The organism is Bacillus sp. C28GYM-DRY-1 (assembly GCF_030519405.1).
GTDB lineage: Bacteria > Bacillota > Bacilli > Bacillales > Bacillaceae > Bacillus > Bacillus spizizenii_A.
The window spans coordinates 137,508-149,394 of sequence record NZ_JAUMKF010000007.1; the positions used below are offsets into that span (position 1 = coordinate 137,508).

General features: G+C 38.3%; 12 protein-coding genes. 5 read left to right on the top strand and 7 right to left on the bottom strand.

The features are described 5' to 3' along the window. The first annotated feature begins 301 nt into the window (after positions 1 to 301). The 3 genes from Q3W56_RS09285 (at position 302) to Q3W56_RS09295 (ending at position 2,754) form a co-directional block, all read left to right on the top strand. Positions 302 to 781, top strand: a complete 480-nt coding sequence (locus Q3W56_RS09285; RefSeq protein ID WP_302895252.1) for a hypothetical protein — start codon at positions 302 to 304, stop codon at positions 779 to 781. A 24-nt stretch (positions 782 to 805) separates the two neighbouring features. Beyond that, positions 806 to 1,216 carry a hypothetical protein gene (locus Q3W56_RS09290; RefSeq protein WP_268290384.1) on the top strand — a complete coding sequence of 137 codons (411 nt, stop codon included), beginning with the start codon at positions 806 to 808 and terminating at the stop codon, positions 1,214 to 1,216. Positions 1,217 to 1,956: 740 nt separating this feature from the next. Then, the gene (locus Q3W56_RS09295; protein ID WP_302895253.1) at positions 1,957 to 2,754 is read left to right on the top strand and encodes a hypothetical protein; all 798 of its coding nucleotides are present in this window, start codon (positions 1,957 to 1,959) and stop codon (positions 2,752 to 2,754) included. A gap of 352 nt (positions 2,755 to 3,106) precedes the next feature. On the opposite strand, the gene Q3W56_RS09300 is transcribed toward Q3W56_RS09295, so the two are convergent. Together Q3W56_RS09300 and Q3W56_RS09305 are read right to left on the bottom strand one after the other, a co-directional pair. Beyond that, the gene (locus Q3W56_RS09300; RefSeq protein WP_302895254.1) at positions 3,107 to 4,198 is read right to left on the bottom strand and encodes an AAA family ATPase; all 1,092 of its coding nucleotides are present in this window, start codon (positions 4,196 to 4,198) and stop codon (positions 3,107 to 3,109) included. Continuing rightward, positions 4,195 to 4,968 carry a DUF6414 family protein gene (locus tag Q3W56_RS09305; RefSeq protein ID WP_302895255.1) on the bottom strand — a complete coding sequence of 258 codons (774 nt, stop codon included), beginning with the start codon at positions 4,966 to 4,968 and terminating at the stop codon, positions 4,195 to 4,197. Before Q3W56_RS09305 ends, Q3W56_RS09300 begins: the two co-directional genes overlap by 4 nt. Positions 4,969 to 5,232: 264 nt before the next feature. Here Q3W56_RS09305 and Q3W56_RS09310 point away from each other — a divergent pair, with 264 nt between their 5' ends. After that, positions 5,233 to 7,302, top strand: coding sequence for a thioredoxin domain-containing protein (locus Q3W56_RS09310; protein WP_302895256.1), 2,070 nt, complete (start codon positions 5,233 to 5,235; stop codon positions 7,300 to 7,302). On the opposite strand, the gene Q3W56_RS09315 is transcribed toward Q3W56_RS09310, so the two are convergent. Then, positions 7,299 to 8,198: a CPBP family intramembrane glutamic endopeptidase gene (locus Q3W56_RS09315; protein ID WP_302895282.1), complete on the bottom strand. Its 900-nt coding sequence runs from the start codon at positions 8,196 to 8,198 to the stop codon at positions 7,299 to 7,301. The two genes, Q3W56_RS09310 and Q3W56_RS09315, sit on opposite strands and share 4 nt — an antisense overlap. A 226-nt stretch (positions 8,199 to 8,424) precedes the next feature. On the opposite strand from Q3W56_RS09315, the gene Q3W56_RS09320 reads away from it, so the two are divergent. Further along, positions 8,425 to 9,780: an MFS transporter gene (locus Q3W56_RS09320; RefSeq protein ID WP_302895257.1), complete on the top strand. Its 1,356-nt coding sequence runs from the start codon at positions 8,425 to 8,427 to the stop codon at positions 9,778 to 9,780. A gap of 103 nt (positions 9,781 to 9,883) precedes the next feature. On the opposite strand, the gene xth is transcribed toward Q3W56_RS09320, so the two are convergent. The 4 genes from xth to rpsF are packed head-to-tail and all read right to left on the bottom strand — an operon-like array spanning position 9,884 to position 11,832. Continuing rightward, a complete protein-coding gene (gene xth / locus Q3W56_RS09325; protein ID WP_302895258.1) occupies positions 9,884 to 10,642 on the bottom strand; it encodes an exodeoxyribonuclease III in 759 nt (252 codons plus the stop codon). Between the two features lie 60 nt (positions 10,643 to 10,702). Then, a complete protein-coding gene (rpsR, locus tag Q3W56_RS09330; RefSeq protein ID WP_003219224.1) occupies positions 10,703 to 10,942 on the bottom strand; it encodes a 30S ribosomal protein S18 in 240 nt (79 codons plus the stop codon). A gap of 43 nt (positions 10,943 to 10,985) precedes the next feature. After that, a complete protein-coding gene (gene ssbA / locus Q3W56_RS09335) occupies positions 10,986 to 11,504 on the bottom strand; it encodes a single-stranded DNA-binding protein SsbA (RefSeq protein WP_003219228.1) in 519 nt (172 codons plus the stop codon). A gap of 40 nt (positions 11,505 to 11,544) precedes the next feature. Beyond that, positions 11,545 to 11,832, bottom strand: coding sequence for a 30S ribosomal protein S6 (rpsF, locus tag Q3W56_RS09340; RefSeq protein ID WP_019716398.1), 288 nt, complete (start codon positions 11,830 to 11,832; stop codon positions 11,545 to 11,547). Positions 11,833 to 11,887 lie beyond the last annotated feature (55 nt).

Genomic DNA, 11,887 nt, shown 5'->3' on the forward strand with positions numbered 1-11,887 from the left:
TAACCATTCATGAAGAAAGAAGAGTATGCTGTCTTTCATTTGGGTACCTCCATATTGAACTGCGCAATGCACATTACTAGAAGGTTAAAAAGCATTAGAACCATTATTCAACAACAGAGCAATGATATGTGGGTATTTTGAAATAAATATATATCACTAAGGTAATATCGCCCCGTAAAATACAGGTAATATTACCTTAACATTACTTTAATTTTACCTTAAATTTCTTACAAAACCATACAATGCCGTCTCTTTTTTTGTATAATTTTTGAGCAATTACATAATTAAGGAGATGTTTGTATTGTTAAAAGTTTTAAGTAAGTCATTAGTTATTATGATGACAATTATATTTAGCTTTGCTGTTTTCTCTACAGCAATGAGTCAATCCGCACAAGCTGCCGGAAGAGACTGGGTAGACCTAGGTAAGGGGTATAAAGCTGGATTTGATGAGCCACATGATAAAAAGACTGGTAAATGGCATGTACATGTATATAAAGGCAAAAAAGAAATTGCAGCGGAAAATATGGATGGAACAAAGCATGATGGTAAACATTTGTCAGATGCACCTAAATCCGTTGTTAAAAAATTAAAAAGTACAGCAAAGTGGAAAAAATATAAGAAAAAAGAAAACCAACTATCTGAAGCTCGAAAACAAGTACATAAAAAAAGCTGGTGGCAACTGGTAGCTCAGCCTTCACCTCTTATTGTATTAGCTGGAGCTTTAGGTATTGCATTTAAAACCCTTTCTATGCTTCAATGGAAGTCGATAGTAACAGCTTAAAATATGAAACGGAGATAATGAAAAATGAGAACTTTAAATACGAGATTTAAACGTTTATTGAGATTAAGAGATTTTGAATTCTTTCAGGTAGAATTAAACGATGATGAGAGATGTGCTTTTTTATTATACGTTGATGAAAGATTGCCAGATTCTGAAGAAGGTAACAATATTAATGTTTATTTGATTTCTCACTTTGAACTACCTGATTCATCATATCAAGATGTGCTTAGTTTTAATGATGATCTATTGGGTATGAAACATAATTGTTCATATGTAATGGACACTTTAACTGTTAAAGAGGAATTTGATTTCGATTTCCCATTTGATATGCTCGCTATACGTAAATATGTTCAAGAGTTATTGTCCACTTTAAAAATTGACAAAAAACTTCCTGAATTTGAAGAAACAGATTTCAATTATTTATCTCAAGAATAGTAAAGGTTACGTTAGATGAAAAATAAACGTTTAAGTTTAGTTTTGATTTGTCTTTTTCTAATAGTTGTTTGTCTGGGGATAGTTTCAAATTTTAATGTCTTTGAGGCCCATCATCCAATAACAACTTTTCTCAGTGTTGTAATTTCGGTCTTATCTGTCACAGTATCAAATAATTTGATACTGTGATATGAATAGCAGATTCCATGAGGAGTCTGCTATTTTTATTTTGTTGGTTCTCACATCAAATCATTCTTTGCGCTCTCAAAATTCCCCACCACTTTAAAAGAATAATCTGACCTTGTAATGAGGGTATCGGAAACAGAGATACTAAGGTTACTAGAAAAATCTTAGTATAGGCTATCTTGATAATATGTTTAACATGCAGTAGCCAACCTTGTGACTTTATTGCATTTATAATAATAGCTGTTTCTTTTGTGTGCAATAACATGTTGTTGGTGTCATGTCTATTAGAATAACCGAAATGCCACCATGGTGAATATAACCCCTATCGACAATCTTTTTCCATCGCATGTTTACTTCATATTATTGGTCATTACTTTCAAAATCATATATTTTCAATTTACTAATATCGATAAACCCTTAATTTATATTTACCCTATAAAAATACTGCAAAAACCAAAATTTAAAGTTAATTTAAGAATTATATGGGTAAGATTGCATTGATTATCCATAATCAGTATGATATACATATATAGGAGTTAAATTTTGGAGGGGTTAGTTTGAAAGATTTTGTTCTAAAAAATTGGAAACTAGGAGTTGCAACAACTTGTGCTGTTACGATATCATTGGGAGTTGTAACACCTTTTGCCAGTGCTTTAACTACAGACAAACTAGAGCTAAACAATCAAAGTTTTGAAGTTAAAGGGACTGTTTTTTCTCAAATGAAAAATGACACAAGTACAGGCTTAGAGGAAAACTCTGATGATCAAAACACTCAAGATAATAATGATGCTTCTGATGCAAGTATGTCAAAAGCAGAGATGGATAAGATCATTCAAGAAGTTGCTAACGAATTTGTTGGTGATGCATTGAAAAATGATGATGAATATCTCAATCCAGTTGATAACACTTCTAATTCATATACTGAATCAAAAAACGATATACATACTTCAACAGTAGGCTTTAGTGATATATCATCATCAATTACTAATACTATTCATCTTAGTACTACAAGTACAAATTCAATTGTATTGAATCCAAATGCTAAAGTAAGTTCAGGTGACATAAAGATTGAAAAGGTAGGCTATATTTCTGTAGGAAGAAAGCTAATAAAAATATTCGGGAAGTCATATGTAAAGAAAAAGTTGCCTAACGCTATTTACAAAAAGTTCCCTAGTGCATTAAAACGTAAAGTTTCACGTGCTAAATGGGAAGGTATTTGGAATACTTACATTCTAATGGGACCATTAGATGAAGTTCATGATCGTGTTACAAATTATCTAGATAAATATGTTTGGCATTCAGTAGCTAGTACCTGTGGTTATATTGCACAAGGTGTTGTATACGCAATTATTTAAAGAAAGTGTTGATTGATATGAACAAAGAAACATTTAAATATATACTAATTTTATTTGCTATCTTTGCTGCCATTCAAGTTACAAACGAGATTGACTTTACTAACTATTGGGTTATAAATAGACTTATTCAGTTTGTAATTTGTATAATTGTTTTTTTGATTATGACTTATATATTTCCAGAAAAAAAGAAGAAATAAAAGTAAACCCTAGAATAGAGCTCCCTTTGAGCTCTATTCTTTTTATTATAAGCTACTTTATATTAAAGAAAGCAAAGCAATTCAAGAGTCGACTCTTATATTCACCCCATAATAGTTAATGAAATATGAGTTAAATCCCTTATTTATATATTGTTTCAGATTCGTTCTATCAAAGGAAATGATAATAATCTTTTCAAAAACTTGTGTATTTCCCTTGCGTTATGTAACTGATCTAAAACTGGAGTCATTTTTTCAAGGATTCCTTCTTTCTCTAAAAATTCTCTATCTTCTTTGTTGAAATTTTCCAACTCACTCTCGTAAGATCTTTGCATAATCTCCTTTTTAGCTTCAGTTGATAAAGGAAGATATTTAACAAAGTTATCAAATCTTGAATAAATCGCACTCCCTAGTCTTTCCTCTATTTCCCTTGTATTATGATAATTAGAAGTGCAAAGAATAATGGCATTGTCTAACTTTACATCATAGTACTTGTCTACAAATCTACCTTCATCAAACATTTGATAAAACGCACTATAGAATATAGGGTTTGCTTTATCAAATTCATCAAGTAAGATTAAGTTCGTTTCTCTGTCATTTAAATCTTTAGCAAAAGAATTAGTCCTGTCTCCAAACAAGTAGGAACTGAAAGTGTCATTATGAAACATTGAGAGTTGTATTCTGAACATGTCTTGTTTGTTTCCATACAAAATATTATTCATTAACTTAGCCGTTTCAGTTTTTCCCACACCTGCCGGACCGTACAACATCAAAACCACAGGCTTTTGCTTTCCTCCATTTATTAATGGGTAAAGAGTTTGTAATATTTCATTTTTTGCCGTTTCTTGTCCAAATACTTCACTACCGAATTTGTATTTAATACTTGCTAGGGTTTCGCGGGTCATTTTTTTGTATTCGAATTCTTTATAGCTCAAAGAAATGTTCAGCTTTGAATTTTTTAGTTGTTCAACTATCCGTTTAGGAGGATTATGAATATAAACTTCTTCAAACCCGTAAATGTTTTTATATTCAAAAATATTATTTATAAATCCTTCTATAAAATGATCTTTTACCCCTGAGTATTCATCCGAGTAAACAATAAGCGAATGAAAAGCCTCAAAATCTTTTAGTCTTATACCTTGATGTAAGAGATCTATTTCTTTAACGATCCAAGAAAGTGTATTAGTTTCTTCTTTTGGAATTATATTTTTAAACTCTTCAACAGGTCCATAAAAAACTGTCATATTCATTTGTTTTCACCTGAAATCCCAGCTAAAAAAACATCATATATTTTTAGAGTTTTATGATCATTACTCATTCGACCATAATAAGTATCCTCAACAGAAGGGTTGTCCTCTTTCTTTTCTTCTTGAGCAAACTCATTCTCTAATTTAAGATCTTCTTCACTACACTCTCCAACCTCTATTCCGTAATATATTAAGTTCATTTTTGTTAAATCAGTTAAACTATAGCTATTTCTAAAAGCATTAATGTTAAAACGAAGGATTACACTATGTTCATCTTTAGTTGCTTTTAATTCATAATATCCTTTTCCTCCCTTTAAAATTTCATCAAAATCCATATAGTTAAAATCTTTTAGTTCTTTAATAAATGCAGAGTCCTCTTTTAGCATTTTAATAAAAGGTGTATACATCTTAACAAATGTAAACGACTCTGGGATTGGATTTACTTTATATCCTTTGAAAACTTCTATCCCTTCATTAATTTCTGGATCATTTGAAAAATCAACAAAATATGACAATATTGTATTAATAATGGTTGTTTTGTAAATGGTATTTTTAGAATTTGAAAATTCAGCGTTTCCACTCATCGAAAAGCTTGCTTTTAAGAAGGAAAAAAAACTATTTCCCGCCTTTAATTCACCTTTAGCAGATCTCCCAACATCATAACGTATTTTTCCTTGCTCTTCGTCTTCAATTACAATGTTCCCTCCAAAATGTATTTGCAAGAAATCAGTTGCACTACCTTCGTCAAAATAAATAACTTTTTTAAGTTTCATTAGTATCCCCCCCTGTATGGACAAAGACTACTATCAATCTCCAGTTTATTATAAATTTTAACATTACAGGTCTAATAACCCTAGAAAAATCAATCTCAATCCTCGTATGAAGTTTTTTCTTAGGACTGGAATAATAACTTAAGACAACTCGTTTAAAATGAATGCCTGAGCAACTTATTGTTCTTTAAGAGAGGAATTTTTGAAAAGTAACTGTGGTAAGATAAAATAAAATACTTTTTCCATCAAAAAAGATGAGGTAATCCTATGTCACTGAAAAAAATCCCAAACAGACTCATAAATGAAAAGTCACCATATCTCCTTCAACACGCTCACAATCCTGTTGACTGGCACCCGTGGGGAGAAGAAGCCTTCAACAAAGCAAAAAAAGAAAACAAACCCATATTGGTAAGTATTGGATACAGCTGTTGCCATTGGTGCCATGTCATGGCCCACGAAAGCTTTGAGGACAAAGAAATTGCGCGTCTCCTCAATGAACGGTTTGTGGCGATTAAAGTTGACCGGGAAGAGCGGCCGGATGTGGATTCCGTTTATATGAGAATTTGTCAGCTGATGACCGGGCAGGGCGGCTGGCCGTTGAATGTGTTTATTACGCCAGATCAGAAGCCGTTTTACGCGGGTACATATTTTCCAAAGACGAGTAAATTCAATCGTCCCGGTTTCGTTGATGTGCTTGAGCATCTATCTGAGACATTTGCGAACGATCGCGAGCATGTCGAGGATATTGCTGAGAACGCCGCTAAACATTTGCAGACCAAAACAGCCGCAAAGTCAGGCGAAGGACTTAGCGAATATGCGATTCACCGGACATTCCAGCAGCTTGCCAACGGGTTTGATACGATCTACGGCGGCTTCGGGCAGGCGCCGAAATTCCCGATGCCTCATATGCTGATGTATTTACTGCGTTATTATCACAATACGGGGCAGGAAAATGCTTTATACAACGTGACGAAAACGTTGGACAGCATGGCAAATGGCGGCATTTATGATCATATCGGCTATGGATTTGCCCGCTACTCGACCGATGACGAGTGGCTCGTTCCTCACTTTGAAAAAATGCTGTACGACAATGCACTGCTGCTGACTGCTTATACAGAAGCCTATCAGGTTACGCAAAACAGCCGGTATAAAGAGATTTGCGAACAGATCATTACGTTCATTCAGCGGGAAATGACCCATGAGGATGGAAGCTTTTTCTCCGCTTTAGACGCGGACACAGAAGGAGAAGAAGGAAAGTACTACGTGTGGTCAAAGGAAGAGATTCTGAAAACGCTCGGGGACGATCTCGGAACGCTGTATTGCCAAGTGTATGACATCACTGAAGAAGGAAACTTTGAAGGCAAAAATATTCCAAACCTCATTCACACAAAGCGGGAACATATCAAAGCTGATGCCGGTTTAACCGAGGAAGAGCTCACCCTCAAGCTTGAGGACGCAAGACAACAGCTCTTGACGGCTCGTGAAGAAAGAACCTACCCGCATGTCGATGATAAGGTGCTGACCTCATGGAACGCGCTGATGATCGCAGGTCTCGCCAAAGCGGCTAAGGTATATCAGGAACCGAAATATCTCAGCTTAGCGGAGGACGCCATCACATTTATTGAAAACCAACTCATCATTGACGGCCGTGTGATGGTCCGATATCGAGACGGCGAAGTCAAAAACAAAGGCTTTATCGACGATTATGCTTTTCTCCTATGGGCTTATCTGGATCTCTATGAAGCTTCGTTTGATCTTTCTTATTTACAAAAAGCGCAGAAACTGACAGACGATATGATCGGCTTATTTTGGGATGAGGAGCATGGCGGATTCTATTTCACCGGACACGATGCAGAAGCCTTAATCGTCCGGGAAAAAGAAGTATACGACGGCGCCGTGCCTTCCGGAAACAGCGTGGCAGCCGTTCAGCTGCTGCGCCTCGGACAAGTCACAGGCAACTTATCACTCATTGAAAAAGCAGAAATGATGTTTTCTGTGTTCAAGCCGGATATCGAAGCGTATCCGAGCGGCCATGCTTTCTTTATGCAAAGCGTGTTAAAGCATGTGACGCCTAAAAAGGAAATCGTTATTTTTGGCAGCGCAGACGATCCAGACAGAAAACAAATCATCACTGCACTTCAAAAAGCCTTTAAGCCCAACGACTCCATTTTGGTGGCAGCGCATCCTGATCAATGCAAAGACATAGCACCCTTTGCGGCCGATTACCGCATCATAGACGGCAAAACAACCGTGTATATTTGTGAAAACTTCGCCTGCCAGCAGCCGACAACCAATATCGAAGAAGCCATCCAAACGTTAATAAGCAGCAGGGATTAAGACCCCTGCTGCTTACTTTTTGATTTCTTATGGTACCAAAGCGCGATCCCCGCAAAAATAAGATTTACCGCTATCGTAAATAAAGCCTCCCACATTGGGTTCCCCCGCGTAACCATAAATAAAGAAGGAATTCCTCCATACACACTGTTTTTTTCTGTGATAAACATACATAAAAACATATTATTCGCGGCATGGGCGCCAAGTGATATTTCAATACTGCCTGTTTTAATCGTGTAATAGGTCCATACAAAACCAAATGTTAAGTACTCAATTCCTGCCCAGACAGCGCCATTATTCATTTCTGGGTTAGCAAAATGCAATACGCCAAACAAGCCCCCGACAATCAATGTCAAGATAAGTGGATTTTTCGTTAATCTCCCGAAAGCTTGAAGCAAAAATCCTCTGAAAAACAGTTCCTCCGCAGATGTTTGAAACGGAACCAAAATGAGGGCAGCCGCTAGCAGCCATATAAACCGTGAAGCATCAACATCCTGCATTGAATAGCTGTCTGGATGAATCGCAAAATTAATCAATTGTACGGCGATCATCAGCAGGAAATAAGCAATAAAGCCAAACAATATTCTCCGCCAATTGATCTTTGCATTCGGTGTAATCACAGTGCGGAAAGGCCGTTTCAGAATAAAGCGCACAGCCAGCCATACTCCTGGAATCGCAAATAAATAAATGACATGAGATAAATAAAGATCGACCAGAGGATCACTCAGCACAGCTTCATCCAAATCAAATGTGATATCGGAATTCACAATAACCGTAAACAGTATAGCGAAAAGGTAAGCAATATTCCCAAATACATATAACCCTACCATGACCAAAAAGGAGAGAAAGTATCTCCACAACGTATTGTTTCCTTCTAGAGGACGGATAAATGAATTCATTCCTTCTATGTCTCTTCCTTTCAACGAGAATATTCCTATATATTTGCATAAATTGGGCTATGAATCTACAGTTTTGGAAATCTTTTAAGCAAAATTAATATATAAAGTGTGAATTTGGTTCTTCCATCTAGTGATTTGAACTCTGTCGCCAATGAATCAAGATACTTATAATATTCCCAAGAGGAGAGTTTCCATTCTTTTCTTACAAATCAAAAGGGGGTTTTTTATGAATACGATCTTCAAACAGATGAACTCACATCCTTTCTCAAACGCAGCGAATCGTTTAGACCGCCTTCCGATTTCCCGCGTTCACTTCCAAGTATTAACCGCTCTCGGCATTGTTTATTTCTTTGATCTTGCAGATCTATTTACCCTCAGCAATGTAGCGCCGGCACTGATTGAGCACTGGGGCATCCCGCTTTCAACCATTGCCAATGTAACGGCGGCTTCGTTTTTAGGCATGTTTTTAGGCGCATCACTGGGTGGAAGGCTGTCCGATCGAATTGGCCGTAAAAAAGCCTTAAATCTATTTGTATTTGTTTTCTCAATCGCATCGCTATGCAATGCCACGGCATGGGACATCCCGTCTTTAATGACATTCCGTTTCCTTACCGGATTTGGTGTCGCAGCGGCCATGGTCATTACCAACAGCTATCTGGCTGAATTTTTTCCTTCCAGTGTCCGCGGGAAATATATTTCTTTCTGTGCCATGATTGGATTGATCGGAGTTCCGATCACTAATATCGTGTCTGCCTTTGTCATTCCGCTTGGTTCATGGGGATGGAGACTTGTTTTTGTATGGGGTGCCGTCGGCCTTATTTATTTTTTCTTTATCCGCCGTCTCGAAGAATCACCTCGCTGGCTCGAAAACCGTGGTGAATATGCGAAAGCCGACGCGATCCTCAATAAAATTGAGGCTCAGGTTGAACGAGAGAAAGGCCCTCTTCCGGCACCAGCTCAGCCTAAAGCAAGCAGTACCGTTCAGCAGCATGCGGGTTACGCAGGGCTATTGAAAGGAAGAAACCTTAAAATCACTATTGTGTTATCTGCTGTATGGATTTTTGAAACGTTTGGATTCTACGGATTTGCCTCATGGGTTCCAAGCCTGTTAAAAAGCAATGGAGTCTCTATGGAAAATACATTGTGGTATAACGTATTGCACTCTGTTGGCGCTCCGCTTGGCGCATTGCTCGGTTCCATGATTTCTGAAACATTTCAGAGAAAATGGATTTTAGCTGCCAGTGCATTTTTGACAGCTATCGCCGGCCTCTTATATGGCATGACTTTTATACCGATCATGATCATTGTGTTTGGTTTCATCGTGAATATCACAGAGAGGGTTTTCACCTCGAACTTATACGCTTATACGTCAGAACCTTATCCGACTGAATATCGGTCCTCTGGCAGCGGTTTAGCCTATGGCCTCGGACGCTTTTCAAACATCTTCGGCTCATTGCTCGTCGGGTTTATCGCCGTTCAGCTCGGCTATGTCAGCGTCTTTTTATTTATCGGCGGTTGCTGGCTCGCATGCTCCTTGCTATTAATTTGCTTCGGCCCTAATACGAATGCGAAACAGATTTAAAAAAGTCAGTGCGGATCTGCCGCACTGACCTCATTATTCTTCAACATCCTCGCAGGATTTCCGCTAAAAAAGCAGTAAGTGTAACATCCTTACTGCTATCTCATCATATATTGATCATAAGTTCAACAGGACAATGATCGGAACCCATGACGTCCGCTGATATGCCGGCATCCTCAATCTGTTTCTCAAGCCTTTCGGAAACAACAAAATAATCGAGACGCCATCCGATATTTCTGTCCCGGGCCCCGGCACGATACGACCACCAGGAATAAGCGCCTTCAAGATCAGGATAGACGTGGCGGAATGAGTCTACAAAGCCAGCTTCTAAGAAACGGGTGAATGCTCCTCGTTCTTGATCAGAAAACCCGGCATTATTCCGGTTTGCCTTTGGATTTTTCAAATCGATCTCCTGATGAGCTACATTCAAATCACCGCATAAAATGACCGGCTTTTTCTTATCCAATTCAATAATATAAGATAATAAATCCTCTTCCCATTGCATCCGATAATCGATTCGCTCCATTCCTCTTTTGGAATTGGGCGTGTAAACAGTCATCACAAACAAGTTTTCAAATTCTAGTGTAATCACTCTGCCTTCTTGATCATCCTCTTCTATTCCGATACCATACATGACACGCAGTGGCTTAAGTTTTGAAAAGACCGCCGTGCCGGAATATCCTTTTTTCACTGCATAATTCCAATACACATGATAGCCATCAGGCTGAAGATCAACCTGGCCATCCTGTATCTTCGTTTCCTGAAGACATATGATATCTGCATCCTCTTCTTTCAGATAAGCGAGGAAATCCATCTTTCTCATGACAGCCCGCAGGCCGTTTACATTCCATGAAATCAGCTTCATGTTTCATCCCCCTATAAAAAAGAGCAAGAACCCGAAGGCCCTTGCTCTTTACGTTTCAGCTTACTCACCGCTTACGTACGGAAGTAAAGCCATTTGACGTGCGCGTTTAATCGCTGCAGTCAATTTACGTTGGTATTTAGCGTTTGTTCCAGTTACACGACGTGGTAAAATTTTACCGCGCTCAGAAACAAACTTTTTAAGAAGATCTACATCTTTGTAGTCGATGTGCGTGATACCGTTGGAAGTGAAATAACACACTTTACGGCGTTTCGCACGACCGCCTCTGCGTCCTCCTGCCATTGTCATTTCCCTCCTTTCTTTTTCATTTTAGGGGATAATCACATTAGAATGGAAGATCATCATCCGAGATGTCAATCGGTTTGCCGTCGTTGGCAAATGGGTCATCATTAAAGCTGTTCCCCTGATTGCGTCTCTGGTTGTTTTGATTTCCTCCAAATGGATTATCGTTTTGGCCTCCGCCAAAGTACTGGCCTCCGCCGCTGTTTCCTTCGTTGTATCCACCTGAACCAGAACCGCCGCCGTTTTTCGGCTCAAGAAATTGAACACTTTCAGCTTGGACCTCAGTCACGAAGACACGCTGTCCTTGCTGGTTTTCATAATTTCTTGTTTGTAAACGGCCATCTACGCCTGCAAGGCTTCCTTTTTTCAAGAAGTTTGCAACGTTTTCGGCTTGTCTTCTCCAAGTGACACAATTAATGAAATCGGCCTCACGTTCTCCGGACTGGTTCGTAAAAGTACGATTCACAGCAAGAGTAAACGTAGCAACAGCCGCACCGTTTGGCGTATAACGAAGCTCTGGGTCTTTTGTCAGTCTTCCGACTAATACAACTCGGTTAAGCATAAGAAAGACCACCTTTTACCATTATATATTTCAAAATTGCTTATTCTTCTTCTTTAACAACAATGTGGCGAATGATATCGTCACTGATCTTAGCTAGACGGTCAAATTCTTGAACTGCCGCAGCATCAGATTGAACATTTACGATTTGGTAGAAACCGTCACGGAAATCGTTGATTTCGTAAGCTAGACGACGTTTACCCCAATCCTTTGTTCCAGTGATCTCCGCACCGTTAGAAGTCAGAACGTCGTTGAAACGCTCGATAACTGCTTTTTTAGACTCATCGTCAATGTTTGGGCGGATAATGTACATAATTTCGTACTTTCTCATCTGTTTGCACCTCCTTTTGGACTAAGCGGCCCGTAATGGGCAAGGAGCAATAATT